This is a genomic window from Leptospira dzoumogneensis (assembly GCF_004770895.1).
GTDB lineage: Bacteria > Spirochaetota > Leptospiria > Leptospirales > Leptospiraceae > Leptospira_B > Leptospira_B dzoumogneensis.
Genome location: NZ_RQHS01000026.1, coordinates 1 through 16,113 on the forward strand (window position 1 = coordinate 1; position 16,113 = coordinate 16,113).

The following is a 16,113-nucleotide window of genomic DNA, read 5'->3' on the forward strand; positions in this document are numbered from 1 at the left end:
CTCTTCACCTTTACATAACCTCAGCTAATAAAAAATTTTAATTTCTCATTCGCAGTTATATTCGTTGTAAAAGAACTGATTATTTGCCTCAGCGAGTTTTTCTTTTTGAGGGAAGAGGACTTCCGTCTTTTTAACTCGTTTGGCCTTGCCGGCGATTTCCCATACGGAAAAGGCCGTAAAAACCAATGTAGAGAATTGAGCTGGCCAGTCAAGGAAAAACGTGAGTTATCTCTTTGATTTTTTGGAGAAAAGAAAGAGAAATTCCCGGAAAAAATACTCCGTTTTTGCTCTCTAAACGCCGAACGGGAAAACATATTAGAAATCTATAAAATATTTCCAAGATATTTCCCGCGATAGCGATGCGAAGTGCGTTAGTCCGGGACGCGAAGCGTCACGGATGAGCGCGAATGCGCGAACACGCAGCAGCGCGACTCCCGCGAAGCGGGAGGATCGCCCAAAACTTTCATATTATTTCCGGTATAGTTACTCTTCTTCTATCGAATAATTTTCGCCGATCGAAAAGGCACAGATCCGCGACAAATGAGTGTATGATAAGCCTGTTTCTTCTGCCCATTCATTCAGTTGTTTTTGGATGAGGATTAGATCTTTTTTGGATTTTCCGGATTTCGAGAGCGAAAGACCTGCATCACGTAAACATAATATTACATCCGAAGAAAGAATGAAGGAATCTCTTCCGATAAATCGTAAAAAATATTGTCCCGTCATTTCGCCCAATCTTGATCCTCGTTTGGAAAGAAAATCCAATAAACCGATTTGATCTTGGATCGGCCAATCCGCCAAAAATTTTCCGAAACTTCCGTGTTCTATCGCAACGTCTATGACGAACTGCGCATTCTTTCTTACGGAAGAGATCTTTTGTGCGTTACGAATGATCCGTTCGTCGGAACTCAATGCGTCCCAAAATCGATTCGGCTGCTTGAGCAATTTTGCAGGATCGAACCCTAAAAACGCGTCTTCAAATCCCGACCATTTGTTTTCTACGACCTTCCATACGAATCCAGCCGAGAAAACTCTCTTTGTCATCTCACTGAGGATCCGATCATCAGGGATACGACCGAGTTTGTTTTTAGGGGTTACTTTAGGGAGAAGAGTTTGTAATATTTTCTCTCCACCTTTTCTTTTAGCGGCCCGTTTTCGGATCTTTTCAAAAGAGATCATATATTCCTCGGTTAAAATTTAGAAGAGATCGGTACTAAAGTAGAAATACAGATGCCTTTTTTTATTCAATTCTTTATGAGGGCGGGGCCCTTTTAAAAAAATTCCCCCTCCACTGTCACACTTCCCCACCTCGAGCGTCTTTCCTTTAAAAGAGGAAACAAATGAACACAAGATTCAATTACGCTAAAGTGTATCCCCAAGTTTTGGAAAAAATGATGGAGATGGAAAACTTTGCTAAAAGTTCAGGGATCGAAATCAAACTTTACGAGCTGATCAAGATCAGGGCTTCCCAGATCAACGGCTGCGCTTTCTGTATTAACATGCACACTGTGGATGCCAGAAAATTAGGAGAAGAAGAAAGAAGGATCTACCTTTTGAACGCTTGGAGAGAGGCTCCTTATTATACTGAAAAAGAAAGAGCCGCTCTGGAATTAACAGAATATGTGACTAAAATTTCCGAACATGGTGTTTCGGACGATCTGTATGCAAGAGTACGAGCTCAGTTTGAGGAAAAGGAATTTATCGCTTTGATCGTTGTGATCAACACGATCAATTCCTGGAATCGGATCGCGATCTCCACAGGGATGACTGCTCCGAACTAAATCGCGGCTCTATTTAAAAATTCATACGTGCCTTTGGATCGGTTCTCGATCGAAGGACGTATGAAATATCGACCGAAACTCGGCAGGCAACCTTCCTATTCTAACTTAGTTGCTTCTAATGTTTTTGTCAAAGATTGGGAAGTACCCTTTAATCTTTCTAAACTAGTTCTGAGTTTTTCCGTGATCTCGGACATTTCCATGGATCTCCTGCTCAGATATTCTATCCCATTCAGGATCTGTTTAGCTCCATTCGATTGTTCTAATGTGGAATTTTTCATCTCTTTAGAAAGATCACGGATATGTTTGTTCTTATCTTCCACTTCAGTGGAAAGACTTTTTTGTCTGTCTACAGAATCTCCCACCTGAGCAAGAGCTTCTCCGATAGAACCTATCCCTGAAGTCAATTCACGGAATGCCTGGACTAATTCTCCGAATTTTTCGGAGCTTGTATCGGAAGCCTCTCCCAAGGCACCGATCTGTTTTACGATCTCTTTTGCATTTCTGGAAGAAGAGTCCGCAAGTTTACTCACTTCCTCCGCGACCACAGAGAATCCTTTTCCTGCTTCTCCGGCTCTTGCCGCTTCGATAGCTGCATTCAAAGAAAGTAAATTTGTTTTTCCTGCAAGATCCTGGATCACTCCTAAGATCTTACTTACCTCTTGGACCGTGCCCTTAAATTGAGAGAATACATCCAATGCAACTCGGACTGTGCCCTCCCCTTCTATCGCTGTGGCTGCTGAACCTTCTCCCAAACTTCGAGCGAATGAAACTGCTTCGAAGACTCGGACCATTTGGTCTTTCCATTTGTCAATAGAAGTAGAAGTGTCGTCTCCGAATTCGTCCTGTTGTTCCGCCATCTTTGCGATGGATTCTATGCTTGCCCCCATCTGTTCCAGGGTGGCAGATGTTTCTTCTACCATGCTTGCCAGATCGCGGCTGCTATCTTCGTTTGCTCTGGCTACATCTTCCACATCTATTAAGGATTTGCGAAGTTCTTCTGCGACTGTTTCCGAACTATGCAAAATTTCTTTCGCTGAAGTATAATTTCGAATGGCTCTCTCTTCTGCGTTTTGCGCTTCTTCTACCAATCTTCTTACGAACTTGGTTGCATAAGAAATAGTGACACCGAATGCGAATAAGAACACTCCCATTAAGATCACCAGAGGAGATCTTAAGCGGATCATTCCGTCATAACCCATGGTGAGAAGTTGAGGGTTCAGAATGGTAAGAGCGATTGCCATCGCAGTGAATTGAACCGCAAGAACCGTAGAAGTGATAAAAGTAAATCTAGGATTGAACCTAAAAATGGTCCCTGCTAAAATTAAAAAATAGATCCCATAGTTCGCAGGGCTCAAGATCCCATTCGGTTTCCATTGGTCCTCCGTTCCGAAGTATCCCGCCTGCACGATCGCATAACCTATAAATTCCATGAACACTGTGGCGTATTTCAACCAAGGTCTGTAACCGAAAAACTTCATTACAAAAATGGAAAAGAAAATGATGAAGGAATATGCTACGATCCCGCCAATATAATAACCTAAAACCGCTTGGATCCCGCTTCTCCAAACCAATCCGAACGCGGTCCCGAAAATAAAAACTATGGTCAAAAAAATCCGCAGATAGTTTGCGGCGACTTCACCTTGGCGTTCTAATTCCAAATTTCTATTCATTATTCCTCGGTTAGGCGGTTTTAGTTTTAGGCCCAAAATCGCTTCAAATCGACCGAGTGTCAAGCAGGGATATTACGCAGATCTAAATTAGAAGAATTAAAAGTCGATCGGGATCATCAAAGCAAGTTCCAGCGTGCTCATGTGGATCGTATATCCTGAATCTTTGAACAATGGTCCATGCCAACTCAACCTGGCTTTTACAAAGCCGAATTTAGGAGTTTCTACATAGATCATATAAGCGAAAACTTGTTTGTCCTTTGCATTTATGCTGGTCCTAGACAATGCGCTCAAGGCCAATAATTCGAGAGGACTATACTTATCCTGCAAATTCGCATAAACTAAAAGTGATATTATATCCGTAGAAAAATGGGTACCTTGGCTTGCGAGATAAGCTCCCATTAATTCTAAATTATTCCCTTGGCTTAAATTTACTAAAAGATAATTGAATATCGGATCCCCTCTTCTCAGATCCACCAATCCGGAACTCAATTGTATAAAACTTAATGTGTTCAGAAAAGTATCCCTATCACCCATTGCTCCATACAATTTTCCGATCGTTTGCCCGGGATCCCTAAAGTCCACATTCCCTCTCATTCTCATGTCAGCTAATCCGAAACCGAAACCCATACGAAATCCGTCCACTTCCGGATTTCCCCAGTAGAATGTGGGTATTATATAATTATAATCTACTTTAACATTGGTTCCCAGATCCGCAGTAACCGTATTTTTATCGTTCTTGCCGGAACTGCTACCACTGCTGCTTGAAGAAGAGGAACTCGAACCGGAGGAAGAACCGGTATCCGGAGCAGGCACGGAATAAACTTGTTTATCGAATTCTTTTCTGGCGGAATGAAATAGAAATTGAAATCCGAACGCTTCGTTTATCTTATAATCCTTACTTCTAATATCAAAAAAGAAATTCGGCTTTTGAGATTCCGTAGTCATTGCGGCAGATGCTCCTCTACCGCTAATATCCAGATCGGAAATAAAATCGTAACTTCCTCCAGGTTGTATGGAGAAAAATTTTGCCTTAGGACTTTTAGGAATACCTAAGTCTCTGTCGAATTTGTTTGCCTTTTGTCCGGAATCATAATGATCTTTGATCTCTTTTAAAACATCTTCATCCAGATCTGCCTTTGCAGGAGAAGCGAAATTAGAGATCGGAAACAGAACGAGTAATAAAAGTAAGAAATATAATTTTGTCTGGATGTTTCGCTTCATGTAATATAAAGAAGAATATTGCTTTTCTCAATTCGATCTGAGTCAACTAACAAAACGAATTGAATAAGTAATGCTATCATTTAAGATGGAACCAATGGACTGGAGACTTAGATCCTTACTTTTACTAAACATATCCCTCTTATACTTAAATTGTCTAAAAACATTTCCTGTATTGGAAGAACCGGTTCCTGGAGAGGAAGGTTTAGTCGCCTTCGGACTAATTGTCGCCAAGATTGATATCTCAAATGGGATAATTTCGGGCTTAGAAGAATCCGTTCCGAAAGATACACATATCTCCTCTGCTTTAGGTAACACTCTGCGGATCAATTTAGAAGATCCGGGTAAAGAAATGAAAGGAAATGGAAATTACAGATTTTCATGGGTCCAAAAATTACAGTTGGGAAAATCAGAAGAAGGAGTCCCTAAATATTTTGTAGTTACCCGCCTTCCACAAAATCAATCTTTAGTTATAGATAGCGCTTCTTATACTTATACAACCACTCACACTTACACGACTGTAAATAAATACGGACATTTACAAACGCATACGTATACCGCGGTTCACTCCAATTCAGTTCCGATAGAGTATGATCCATTAGAAAAATCTAAATTTTCTTTTTCCAATCCGGGAGGATTGGAGATCCGCTTTATAGGAAATTTTGTCGCGCATCCAAAGGGACCAATTATATCCTTTGGTGGTCCTTATACAGGCACTTACGCTCTGATAAATCTGGATTCTTATCTACAGGATCATCCGGATCTCGTTTCCGATCTCAAAAATAGATTTTATGGAAAAGAAGAAATAAACGCAAAGGGAGCGGAGATCCATTTTCTAAAAAGATTTATCAAAGAAAATCGATCCCGATATTGGCAGGACATCGCAATCAAAAGGCTTCTTAGATTAGATCCTAAAACCAAAGAAGCTGCAATCAAAGCAAAGATCCCGATCCCTTCGCAAGACATAAACCAAGAGAACCCGATCCGAGAAAATTAAGATCTAAAATTTCTTTTCTCTACCCAATAGTTCAGCCAACAAAACGCCTGTAAGCACCAAACTACAACCGATCAAACCTGTTGCATCCAACCTTTCTTCTAAAGTGAAATAGGCGAGAATCGCGGAGAAGACCGGCTCCAAAGAAAAGATCAGCCCGGCTCTTGTAGGCGAGATCCCTTTTTGGTATTTTGTCTGCAAGAATGTTGTCCCCACCGAAGAGATCAGGCCGTTGTAAAACAATGCAGGCATTACCCTTGAGTCCATTTTGATAAACAAAGGTTCGAACTCGGTCCAATGTAAGATGAATGCTAAAAGAAAAGCGAATACGCTCGTCACCAATGTTTGGGACAGAAGTAGAATATCCAAAGGACAAGACTTACTCGCCTTATCCACATAGATAATATATAAGGAAAAGAAAAATGCTCCGCCTAAAGTAAGAATATCTCCCAAATGATATGATATTACTAATTTATGATCTTCTCCCACTGATTCTGCGGAAAGGAAGAATAGACCGAACATTACTACGATCACTCCGAGCAAGTTCCCCGAGCTGGGCATACGTTTTAAGAATAAAGTTTGTAAAATAGGGGTGATGACCACTAAGGTTCCGGTTAAAAAACCTGATTTAGTAGCGGTTGTGTATTTTAAACCTACAGTCTCGAATGCAAATCCCATAAACATCCAGAAGCCCAATAGAAACGCTAAGAAGTACAGAGATTTGTTCGTCTTCCAATCGGGATAAGATACCGGGTTCTTTCGGTTTTTAAGAATAATGTAAATTACAAAAACGAATGTTGCGATCGCGAAACGGATCCCTATGAACAAACAGGAAGAAATAGAAACTAAACTTAGTTTTGTAGCGGAGAAGGTCCCACCCCAGATCAAGGTGCAAAAGATCAAGGCGGCCTCATTCTTATATCTGGTCATGATCTTATTGAGCCGGAGCTTTTTTCCTTAAGATTATATCTATCGCTTTCCAGGATCTCCAAGTGGTTCCTTCCCAGTTCACAGTTTCATATCCTTCTTTTTCCACTTTCAATTTAATTCCACGTATCCCTGGAAAGGATTGGAAGAACATTCCATCTTCTTTACGAGAAGTCCTAACTTCTCCATGATAAAAAAGGACCTTGTCTAATTTGATATTTGCCGCTAATGGACTTCCATGTTCGTCTTTGATCTTGAAGTAAAGTTTACTTCCATCCGCAATTTCTTCTAAAAGGATTGTCCAGGCAGGTCTCAAAGATTCTAGGATTTTAGGAACATCCGAATAAGGCGGATTCAAATGAGAAGATTCTATTAAATAAGCAAGAGTTCCGTACTTAAAGAAATAATAATCTTGATCCACTCCATCCACGCCGTAGATATTTTTCTTAGCGCTGAAATTATGATTCGGGTTTTTACTCTCTACGGAAGAAGCGATCCTTTTGCCTAAATTCCAAACCAGATCAGGTTCCGGATTAGAAGTGCCGTCTATAGTGTACGGAACTAAAATACAATTTGCGAATGCATGGTAACTGATAGAAGCTGCAAACCTCTCCTTCTCCGCTAAATTCATCATAGCTTGTGTCTCAGGTTCGGAACCTGCATAAGGTCCTCTGAAAAATACGCTATTGGATACGGAAGAAGTTTGGTTCGATTTTGTTTTTCCCCAGAAGAACGGATAGTTACGATTTATATCCACTCCCGGATTATCTTTTTCAGTGATCTGTCCCCAGCCAGGATATCCATTCTTTCTTCCCATGGACATATTCTCATGCCAAAACACTCTGGACCCGTCAGGGTTCACGATCGGAACCACCCAGATCTTCAACTTTGCAAAAATATCTGAATACTTCTTCTTATGAGCTAATAGTTCGTATATCACATCATAACAATGTTCTACCGAAACAACTTCGTTAGAATGATGGGCACAATTGAATAGGACCGAAATTTTATCTTCGTCAGGAATATTCGTATCGGTGAGTAAGATTGCCGGGATCTCTCTTCCCCTCGCAGATTTTCCGATTATCTTGTATTGAGAATGTTTAGGAAAAAGACGATGCACCCAAAATAGATAATGAGAATTTAATATATTATCCTTATAACCTTTTTTGATATCCGCTAATGCAAAAATGGATTCGGATAAAGAATCCTGGTAATTGCCTGAATAATATTTAAAAGGCATTCCTTTTGCGATATTGATCCCTTCTTTAGGAAAACCGTAGACTTTTAGTTTTTCCTTATGGATCACTGCATAACTATGATCCTTCTCTATGAAAGTATAAGGCACTTCCCAAGAAGTGGCCTTCTCGAATTCTTCTCTGGCATTTTTATCTATTTTTAAAAGAACAGAGATAGATCCGTCGTTTAATGGTCTAGAAGGAATGGTTTCCCTAAGTATAGAACAGGAAACTATAGAGAAATAAAATAAGAAGCCGAGTAGAAAGACCCGAAGGAAGCCCGTCACAGTTTAAATTTCGGAAAGTGAATCGGAAAGAAAAGAAAGAATTCAGTGATTGAAAGGAATATTTATAGGCTTTATATGAGGAAGGAGACATTCAAAATTCGGGAAAAAGTAATACTCTTCCCCGAATCTGAAATGATGATTAGATTATTTTTTCTGCCAGAATTGGGAACGACCAATCAAGGAGAATCCTATATAACCGCGGACTTCTAATTTTTTTCCGCCCTCGGTTGCTTTTAGGCTGCATTTGTACCAGGTTCCGTCGTTCGGATCCAAGATACGTCCACCTGTCCATTTGTCTCCATCAGCCGTTAAACCTTTGATGATAACCATTCCTAAAATAGGTTTATCTTTTTCAGGTCCGTCACATTCGGTACAACGAGAAGGTTTTCCATCTTTATCGTTCGGCTCTATAAGACTTAGGATCTTTCCGAAAATTTTTCCGTCCTTCTCATAGATCTCAACTGTGGATTCTTCCTTAGTTCCCGCATCGTTGAATGTTCTCCATACTCCCGTAACAGGAGCAGGATCTGCGGAAAGACTGAATGCTCCCGCAAAGAATAAAGCGAATAAGAATATTGCATTGATTCTCTTCACACAATCACCTCGTTAAAATAGAAATAAACGGGGAGAATCCTCCCCGCTGCTTGGAATTTTATTTTTTAAGCCAAGTTTGAGTTCTACCGATCAAAGAAAAACCGATGAACCCTCTAACGTTCAATTTAGCACCACCGTCAGTGGCTTTTAATTTACATTTATATGTTTTGCCGTTGTTCGGATCCATGATGGTTCCGCCGGAATATTCATCATCGTCCAGGCTCAAACCTTTGATGATAACAAGACCGATAACAGGCTTGTCTTTATCAGCACCTTCACATTTGGTACAAACTTTCGGTTTACCATCTTTATCCAAAGGATCTCTTAAGCTGGCGATCTTTCCGTAAATTTTGCCACCTTGCTCATAAAGCTCTACTACGGACTTTTCTTTACCGTCTTCGTCATCAATGGTTTTCCATTTTCCGACTACTGGAAGCGCGTCAGCAAATGTGGATTCACCAACTAAAAACGCCGCCAAAACGACAAACAAAACGAGTGATTTTTTCATTTTTGATTAACCCCTTAACGTTTCTATTGAAATCGGTTATATTTAGTCTTGTTTGGAACCTAGCAAGCAAACTATTCTTTGAACCATTTTTTTTGCTCAAAAACCCGAATTTTGCAGAAAAGAAATAGGGTTTTACGCAAAAACATAGAGTCTTATAGGTTAATTTAGTAGAGAAATCACGGTTTATACCTGTTTTCTCATAGTATTTATTATGTTTTCGAATCGTTTTCTCCCCTATTTGAGAGTATCTCTAACCGTTCTTATCTCCTTATTTTTCCTATTTTATTGCTCTCAGGGAGATAAAGGTTCCAAAACAAACGATTTGATCGCGTTATCCTTACTTACAAACAGAGACCAAATCGCTGAGGCTTTGACATCGGCCATGGATCCAGTGTCAGGTTCTATGGAAGGTTTAAGCGGAGAAGGTACATCGGTTGCAATCCAAGGAAATCGTATTACTTGGCCGGAAAGGATCAGCTCTTTAGGACATCGACTTTGGAATAAAGGACCTGATCTAGGAGAACTAGAAGCTTATAATTTTTCATTCAACTGTTGGGGCGGAGGACATTACTCCAGACAAGTAGCTTCTACTGATACAAACGCATATGATTTCTTGGATTATATTTTGAATGGGAACAATCCTTCTTCTTCTTTTCTAGTTTCTAAAGAGTTCGGAAATTGTAAATTTTTACCTTTCAGCAATTGGGCGATCGACGGGCTGACTGAAAATATTTGGAGTAATCTTTCCGGTTCTTCTCCTTTCGTACAAAATGGTACGAATTTAAAAATCGGAGTTAACCGTACGATCCAAAACTCATCCCAAGGAATTTCAGTAAAGGTGACCGGAACAGGCGCACCTCTTTCCTACGCTGCAGGAACTCCGACAACCAACCAGGCATACTCCTTGACTTGGAATAATATTCTCACTGGAGCTTCTCCGGGAATTTCTTCTTACTCCCAAGACGTTTCCGTTTTAAGAGAAGGTTACTCCGGATCGGATCTTATTTTTTCCCACCAGGTTTCTTCCTTAAGTTCTTTGCAGTATGGCGCGGATAGAAGCGACTCTAATCCTTTATCCTGGTACCGTCTCTGGAGTGCGGGTTCCTTGCAAGTAGTCCATGTGGAGAAAAATTTCACACTAACTGTTTCCGTAGATGAACCTGTGAAATGGAAATACATAGATTGTCTTCCTAGGGCCGGAAAAGTATCCTTTACTTTGAGTGGGGATCTGACAGGAACCGGAACTATTTCCTTCTCCGGCGGCTCAGGCTATTATGTATACACAGTAACCGATTCCAATGGGAATAATTCTACGGAGCAGGGTAATCTAGACTTTTCCTCTTGCAGCGTCCCGCTTTTTATTCTCTAAAAATTTTCGGATCAAAAACTTTCGGAACGGGAAGAAGGTCCACTCTTCCCAGTCAATTTTTCTCTTGCATAAGAACCTGCCCGGCCGAATCCTCTTGGGAAAGGATTCTTCCAGGTTTGATGAGCTCATATTCCTTTCGTCCGGTCCATTTTATCATTTTATTTTTATCCATACTCTTTCTGATCGCTCCTCATATACTCGGCTCTCCCGACCCAAGCAAACCCTGCTACGGAAAAAAGATCAAAGGAATGCAATGTATTCCGGAAGGATATTTTATCCGGGGAAGTAATACCCACGATCCTGACGAAGCACCCGAACAAAAAATTTATCTCAGCGACTTCTTCATGGATCTTTACGAAGTCACAAATGAGGACTTCAGCAAATGTATAGAAGAAGGTTCCTGCAAAGATTGTCTATATAACGGGACCTGCGATTATATAGGTCCTGCTTATGGTGATCTATATTTAAAACCGAAACAACCGGTGCTTGGAGTGAGTTGGTATACCGCAAAAGAATATTGTGAATGGGTGGGAAAAAGGCTTCCGACGGAAGCGGAATGGGAGAAGGCCGCCAGAGGTCCGAAAGGAAATTTATTTCCATGGGGCAACAAACCTGCAAACTGTAAGTTAGCCGTCATCGAAGAGGACGAAAGAAAAGGTTGTGTATATAAAAAGATCAATCCTCCGAATTTAATGCCTACCGCTCCCGTAGGAAGCAGACCCGCAGGAGTTTACGGGTTATTCGATATGGCAGGTAATTCCTGGGAATGGGTCCAAGACTGGTACTCCGAAAATTACAAAGTATGCGGAGAAGCATGCAGCGGAAAAGATCCCAAAGGACCCTGCGAGGGAGAAGATAACTGTCCCGGCTTCGATAAAAAAACCTTAAAAGGCGGATCCTGGTGGTGGCCCTCAAGTTATGCAAGAGGCTCCAAAAGAAGGGCGCATGTTCCTCAAAATTACCCTGAATACCACCATTTTGGGTTCCGTTGTGCGAAAGACTCAGGTTAAAAAGCTATACAACGTACGGCACTCTTATAAACAAATGTAAGAAGCCAAAAATGGTTATGCGAAATGAAAACAAAAAATCTAAAGAAACCTATCGTTTCTATCTTGTTGGTCCTCCTGACGGGATGTGGAACTTCGGGCCCCGCTCCAATCACAGGATTAGAGACTCCATCTACAAATTGGGAACAAGATAAAAGTCCTTATATAATTTCTAATTGGGCGTTTTCGGAAATCCCTCCTGGAAATTTTTTTCACGGACATTTTCCGATCCTACCGGGACAAAATTCCGAAAATCCTTCCGGCCAGGATCCATATAAGAGTCCGTCCCGGACTCCTGAAGCCCGCGAAGCGGACTATAAAATAGAATCCTTTTTAGCCGCGCCTTCTAATATCTCGAATTATAATCCTAAAAGAAAGGATTCCTCTTTCGTATTCTTTCATTCAGTCAAAAGAAGCAAGAATGATCTGGATATATTACTTTCCGCTTATATACCTTTTTGCCCGTCTGGATGTTACCTGGGAGTAAAATCGGAAGGTAAAGAACAAATGATCGTACCCGGAGAATCGGAAGATTCCTCCAAACCTAGGATCGTAGTCATTCCTTTCCAAAATGAAGAAGTTACGTTGGCGCTGCAGTTATTTCCATTTAACGGGCCAAGGAACATGATGGAAAATCCGGTAGTAGGCAGTTTTTCGGAAATACAAACCGTCTATCTGGTAAAAGCGCTTAGAGTATTATTATTCAGCTCTTTGGAGTTTTTTTCATTCTTCTTTTTTGCGTTTATCTATATCCGAAGGCCACAGGATAAATTTAATCTTTCTTTTGCTCTTTTGAACTTATCCTTAGCGGTTTGGTATCCTGCTTACGAGGGTTGGTTCCAATATATAGTAGATTCTCCTTGGACCTGGGTTATCTTCGGATATTCATTGGGAGCGTTTCTCCCCATTCTATTTTACGAATTTACGATAGGGATCTTTCAGGCTCCTCGAAATATCCCGGGAAGAATATTACAGTTTCTTTTTATTCTTCTTACTATCTGGCCTACTCTGGAATACGGCCTCACGGGAGGGCACCAGTATTTCGGAAAAGTCGCTTTCCATATATTTTTAGTCATATTAGTATTCTTTTATATGAATACTCTATATATATTTTTCAGATATAGATGGAGCAGCATTCTATCCTTTCGCTGGGTAGTCACAGGTTTGATACTGGTTGCAGTGTCTTCATTCTATACGGTACTGAGTTTTGCTGGTTTCGGTCAGGCCCAGCCTTGGGTAAACGAAAGTTTTCTAGGTCTAACATTATTATTCAGCTTGGCTCTTGCCAAAAGATATGCGGAAGTTTTCAGAGCCTTAGAAAAATCGGAAGGCAAATTAAAATCCTTAAACGAATCCTTAGAAACAAAGGTAGAAGAAAGAACTCAAATTATTGAACTCCAAAAAGCGGAACTTGTACAAAAAGGAAGGATTTTAGCAAAGGATCTTTCCATCGCAGGAAAGATCCAAAATGCGCTTCTGCCCAGAGAACTTCCGGTAATACCAAATGCAAGGATCTCATACAGATACAAGCCGATGATGGAAATAGGCGGAGACCTATTAGATGTGATCTATGATCCTTCTACCAGTTCTTTGGGAATGTTCATCGGAGATGTGACCGGCCACGGGGTTTCCGCAGCACTTTTAGCTTCCATGTTAAAAATGACTCTGGGAGATTGGTCCATTCTACTGCAGGATCCTTCTTCTCTTCTATTACATATTCGTAATCAATTCGAAGGAAAATTGGACGGTCATTTTATCACTGCGACATTAGTGACCGTGGATCTAAGATCCGGCAAAACATTGATCGCAAATGCGGGTCATCCTGAATGTCTTGTTTTAAGAAAAGGCGGAGTTGTGGAATTTTACAGACCCAAAGGGGTCGCTATCTACGAGGCAATTCCGACTTCTTACCAAACAGAATCGGTAGATTTGCAGCCGGGAGACAAAATAGTATTATACACGGATGGAATTCCTGATTCCAGAAATACGGAAGGAGAATTTTTCGGAGAAGATCGTTTGTCCGACATGCTTAGGAAAAATTCCAATCAACTCCCTGAGGATCTATGCGATTCGGTCATTCACGGAGTCCAAACTTTTCAAGGAGAATTCCAGAATCAGGACGATATAGCTTTATTAGTAGTGGAATATTTAGGCTGATTCAGGCACGGCTAGGTTCCGTAATTTTTAAAGAAAGCAGGGAGTTTGAATATTTAGGCATATGCAACTCTTCTGCGAGTTTGGAAGCTTCATTCAAATAGGAATTGATCAAATCCGAGATCTGTCTTTCTAATTGGTTCTCTTCTAAAAGTCCTAAAATTTCCCGTTTCTTTTCCCTTTTCCAATCGTGTCTTTTGCCTTCCGGAAGAAAATAGATCATAGAAGAAATATCTTCATTTTCCAGATCTTCGTTCAAGTCTTGGTAATCGTCCAAAAGTCTCCAAGCCACGCCAAAGAATTCGTACATTCTTCTGACAAGTTCCGCTTGGTCCTTGGAGAAAAAAGATCTGGCAAGCAAATAAGGTTGCAAAGACCAGATCCCCATTTGAGAGCGAAATCTATCTAAATGGGCTTCTAAACTTTCCGCAATCCCTAGATCGACTATGGATTTAAAATATCTATCGATGAATTCTTCCGCGATCAAAACACCGTCATGCACTTCTCTACCGAATAATTTGCTGGATTGCGCGTATCTAGTCCAAGCCTCGGTCCTAAGCTGCAGAATGATATGATTTGCTCTTAAGGATCCGTCCGTTATATGATCGTCCAAAGAATGAAGTAATAACGCGGAAGAATGAGATTCCAAAAGTAAAGTCAGCCAAGGATTCTCCCAAGGCAAACCATGAGCAGATTCGTTGATCCAATACAAGATAGAATAACTTGGACTATAATACTTTCTTAAAAAATTAAATCCTTCCGTTACGCTATTCTGCGAATATTTATACAAAAATAACACAGCCTCAGTTCTAAGAGAGATCGGCAATCCATAACAAATACTTAAAGCGGAGCGATTCAGTAATTTACAGAACTCCTCCGCCTCTCCGGGACTATCCGAAAGACCGAAATCAAGCCTTTGCATGGCCACATATTGTAAAAATTTCTTTTTTTTACCATTTATTTAATTTCTTATAGGAAATTTTTGTGATAAATAAGGTTTTTTGAAGATTCTCTCCGGAAATAATATTCCATTTTGGTATTTTAGAATTTAGTAACGGATTTACCCCAATCAAGGTAATCATTCTTTCAAACATTGGACGTAAAATAGGATTATGTCCCTTAATTTGCGAAGGGATTTCGAAAAACATACGTTATACTCCTTGTTAATCGAAATCGAATCTTCGGAAGATTATAAAATCGGAATACGAATTCCGCAATTCTCTTAATATTATTCTTGCAGATTTTAAATTTCAGTAAGAATCTCCTGAAATCGGCGGGAAATAGTTTGAGAACTTTTTTAGATTTTATTCATACGGAAAAAGCAAACCACCCTCAATTCATTCTAAGCATTCAAAAAGAAGATCCTAATTTTTTACAAGATTGGTTCCAGACCATAGGATATGATGTTTCTACTTGGGAATGTTCCAAGGTGATTGAAACATTTAAGACCATATCGAGTCATACGGCAGATGACCCGGATCCTTCCACATTACATTAAAATTTCGTAATGTTTCCTCTGAGGCCATTAAGCGGCTGCATTGTTTTTGAAATCCGTTAGCGGATCTTAAACAGCTATCCCGAATAGGATCTGTAATTGAGCACCGTACGGATTCTGATGAGATCTAGCTTCTTTCTCAGGTTCTTGCCAATCTTTTTGTAACTGTCTGTAATCCCAATTTGTATTGGTATTATACGAACCTCTCTGCTCGTGTGTGCCTCTTTCCGGATAGAATAAAATATTTCCTCCCACATGGATAAAAAATCCTGAAGTGAAGATATATCTAAAACCGGCACCCGCAGAAAGAAAAAGTTTTTGTTGGGAAATATTCCAAGCATAGTCCTTATAATTCCCGCTTGGAACATTGGTCTCCGTCTTTCTTTGTTTTTCGGAATAAGTTTCCAATCCGCCGCCTGCCGCAAAATAATAAGGACCCGAAAATGGAAACCATTCCATTTGAAGAGCCAATTGTCTTTGGATCTTTTCCGAATTCGTAAGAGTGAATATTCCGGATAGATCGGATTGTACACCATTCAGATCCAAATCGAATCTTTGGATCACTCTTTGTTCCTGCCATTGGAGAGAAGCAGCCAATTTAGAAGAAAATTGGATCCCTGAACCGAACCAGCTTAGACCGTTTGCAGTAAAACCTCCTATGAAAAATTTTCTAGAACTTCTTCTTCCGGCCTGTTCTAATTCGCCTGGAACAGGAGCAAGATCGCTGTTTCCTTGCGCAAAAGCAGCAGGTGCAATCAATAAGAAGAATCCGAAAATAAGGAGGTTTTGTTTCATACGGGTCCGTCCAGCCGATCCAGGATTCCAAATTAATTTG

Annotated in this window: 16 protein-coding genes; 6 read left to right on the top strand and 10 right to left on the bottom strand. The window is 40.4% G+C overall.

Annotated features, from left to right (window positions below):
* Positions 1-483 precede the first annotated feature (483 nt).
* A complete protein-coding gene (locus EHR06_RS18775; RefSeq protein WP_135758426.1) occupies positions 484-1,179 on the bottom strand; it encodes a DNA-3-methyladenine glycosylase I in 696 nt (231 codons plus the stop codon).
* A gap of 161 nt (positions 1,180-1,340) precedes the next feature.
* On the opposite strand from EHR06_RS18775, the gene EHR06_RS18780 reads away from it, so the two are divergent.
* A complete protein-coding gene (locus tag EHR06_RS18780; RefSeq protein ID WP_135758427.1) occupies positions 1,341-1,781 on the top strand; it encodes a carboxymuconolactone decarboxylase family protein in 441 nt (146 codons plus the stop codon).
* Between the two features lie 95 nt (positions 1,782-1,876).
* Here the strand turns inward: EHR06_RS18780 and EHR06_RS18785 are convergent, their stop codons facing one another.
* Together EHR06_RS18785 and EHR06_RS18790 are read right to left on the bottom strand one after the other, a co-directional pair.
* The gene (locus tag EHR06_RS18785) at positions 1,877-3,451 is read right to left on the bottom strand and encodes a methyl-accepting chemotaxis protein (RefSeq protein WP_135758428.1); all 1,575 of its coding nucleotides are present in this window, start codon (positions 3,449-3,451) and stop codon (positions 1,877-1,879) included.
* Between the two features lie 96 nt (positions 3,452-3,547).
* Positions 3,548-4,672 (bottom strand): hypothetical protein, encoded by a 1,125-nt coding sequence (locus EHR06_RS18790; protein WP_135758429.1) that lies wholly within the window; start codon positions 4,670-4,672, stop codon positions 3,548-3,550.
* Between the two features lie 70 nt (positions 4,673-4,742).
* On the opposite strand from EHR06_RS18790, the gene EHR06_RS18795 reads away from it, so the two are divergent.
* Positions 4,743-5,666 (top strand): hypothetical protein, encoded by a 924-nt coding sequence (locus tag EHR06_RS18795; RefSeq protein ID WP_135758430.1) that lies wholly within the window; start codon positions 4,743-4,745, stop codon positions 5,664-5,666.
* A 3-nt stretch (positions 5,667-5,669) separates the two neighbouring features.
* Here EHR06_RS18795 and EHR06_RS18800 read toward each other — a convergent pair whose 3' ends face one another.
* From EHR06_RS18800 to EHR06_RS18815, 4 genes are all read right to left on the bottom strand, one after another.
* Complete coding sequence (locus tag EHR06_RS18800; RefSeq protein WP_135758431.1) at positions 5,670-6,593, bottom strand: DMT family transporter; 924 nt, start codon at positions 6,591-6,593, stop codon at positions 5,670-5,672.
* Positions 6,594-6,597: 4 nt separating this feature from the next.
* A complete protein-coding gene (locus EHR06_RS18805; protein WP_135758432.1) occupies positions 6,598-8,112 on the bottom strand; it encodes a M14 family zinc carboxypeptidase in 1,515 nt (504 codons plus the stop codon).
* Between the two features lie 144 nt (positions 8,113-8,256).
* A complete protein-coding gene (locus tag EHR06_RS18810; RefSeq protein WP_135758433.1) occupies positions 8,257-8,706 on the bottom strand; it encodes a DUF2147 domain-containing protein in 450 nt (149 codons plus the stop codon).
* A gap of 58 nt (positions 8,707-8,764) precedes the next feature.
* Positions 8,765-9,214, bottom strand: coding sequence for a DUF2147 domain-containing protein (locus EHR06_RS18815; protein ID WP_100725094.1), 450 nt, complete (start codon positions 9,212-9,214; stop codon positions 8,765-8,767).
* Positions 9,215-9,452: 238 nt separating this feature from the next.
* Here EHR06_RS18815 and EHR06_RS18820 point away from each other — a divergent pair, with 238 nt between their 5' ends.
* From EHR06_RS18820 to EHR06_RS18830, 3 genes are all read left to right on the top strand, one after another.
* Complete coding sequence (locus EHR06_RS18820; RefSeq protein ID WP_244288668.1) at positions 9,453-10,583, top strand: hypothetical protein; 1,131 nt, start codon at positions 9,453-9,455, stop codon at positions 10,581-10,583.
* Positions 10,584-10,702: 119 nt separating this feature from the next.
* The gene (locus EHR06_RS18825; protein WP_135758435.1) at positions 10,703-11,593 is read left to right on the top strand and encodes a formylglycine-generating enzyme family protein; all 891 of its coding nucleotides are present in this window, start codon (positions 10,703-10,705) and stop codon (positions 11,591-11,593) included.
* A gap of 63 nt (positions 11,594-11,656) precedes the next feature.
* A complete protein-coding gene (locus EHR06_RS18830; protein WP_135758436.1) occupies positions 11,657-13,786 on the top strand; it encodes a PP2C family protein-serine/threonine phosphatase in 2,130 nt (709 codons plus the stop codon).
* A gap of 1 nt (position 13,787) precedes the next feature.
* Here the strand turns inward: EHR06_RS18830 and EHR06_RS18835 are convergent, their stop codons facing one another.
* Positions 13,788-14,705 (bottom strand): class 1 isoprenoid biosynthesis enzyme, encoded by a 918-nt coding sequence (locus EHR06_RS18835; RefSeq protein ID WP_208757833.1) that lies wholly within the window; start codon positions 14,703-14,705, stop codon positions 13,788-13,790.
* 28 nt (positions 14,706-14,733) lie between these two features.
* Positions 14,734-14,931 carry a hypothetical protein gene (locus tag EHR06_RS18840; RefSeq protein ID WP_135758438.1) on the bottom strand — a complete coding sequence of 66 codons (198 nt, stop codon included), beginning with the start codon at positions 14,929-14,931 and terminating at the stop codon, positions 14,734-14,736.
* A 137-nt stretch (positions 14,932-15,068) separates the two neighbouring features.
* On the opposite strand from EHR06_RS18840, the gene EHR06_RS18845 reads away from it, so the two are divergent.
* On the top strand, positions 15,069-15,281 hold the full coding sequence (locus EHR06_RS18845; RefSeq protein WP_135758439.1) for a hypothetical protein: 213 nt from the start codon (positions 15,069-15,071) through the stop codon (positions 15,279-15,281).
* A 66-nt stretch (positions 15,282-15,347) separates the two neighbouring features.
* Here the strand turns inward: EHR06_RS18845 and EHR06_RS18850 are convergent, their stop codons facing one another.
* The gene (locus EHR06_RS18850; RefSeq protein WP_135758440.1) at positions 15,348-16,073 is read right to left on the bottom strand and encodes a hypothetical protein; all 726 of its coding nucleotides are present in this window, start codon (positions 16,071-16,073) and stop codon (positions 15,348-15,350) included.
* Positions 16,074-16,113 lie beyond the last annotated feature (40 nt).

Bases quoted from the DNA above. Each gene is read 5' to 3' on its own strand.
- EHR06_RS18840 (WP_135758438.1), bottom strand. From the start codon at position 14,931: ATGTTTTTCGAAATCCCTTCGCAAATTAAGGGACATAATCCTATTTTA.
- EHR06_RS18835 (WP_208757833.1), bottom strand. From the start codon at position 14,705: ATGCAAAGGCTTGATTTCGGTCTTTCGGATAGTCCCGGAGAGGCGGAG.
- EHR06_RS18800 (WP_135758431.1), bottom strand. From the start codon at position 6,593: ATGACCAGATATAAGAATGAGGCCGCCTTGATCTTTTGCACCTTGATC.
- EHR06_RS18850 (WP_135758440.1), bottom strand. From the start codon at position 16,073: ATGAAACAAAACCTCCTTATTTTCGGATTCTTCTTATTGATTGCACCT.
- EHR06_RS18830 (WP_135758436.1), top strand. From the start codon at position 11,657: ATGAAAACAAAAAATCTAAAGAAACCTATCGTTTCTATCTTGTTGGTC.
- EHR06_RS18790 (WP_135758429.1), bottom strand. From the start codon at position 4,672: ATGAAGCGAAACATCCAGACAAAATTATATTTCTTACTTTTATTACTC.
- EHR06_RS18780 (WP_135758427.1), top strand. From the start codon at position 1,341: ATGAACACAAGATTCAATTACGCTAAAGTGTATCCCCAAGTTTTGGAA.
- EHR06_RS18775 (WP_135758426.1), bottom strand. From the start codon at position 1,179: ATGATCTCTTTTGAAAAGATCCGAAAACGGGCCGCTAAAAGAAAAGGT.
- EHR06_RS18795 (WP_135758430.1), top strand. From the start codon at position 4,743: ATGCTATCATTTAAGATGGAACCAATGGACTGGAGACTTAGATCCTTA.
- EHR06_RS18785 (WP_135758428.1), bottom strand. From the start codon at position 3,451: ATGAATAGAAATTTGGAATTAGAACGCCAAGGTGAAGTCGCCGCAAAC.
- EHR06_RS18815 (WP_100725094.1), bottom strand. From the start codon at position 9,214: ATGAAAAAATCACTCGTTTTGTTTGTCGTTTTGGCGGCGTTTTTAGTT.
- EHR06_RS18825 (WP_135758435.1), top strand. From the start codon at position 10,703: ATGAGCTCATATTCCTTTCGTCCGGTCCATTTTATCATTTTATTTTTA.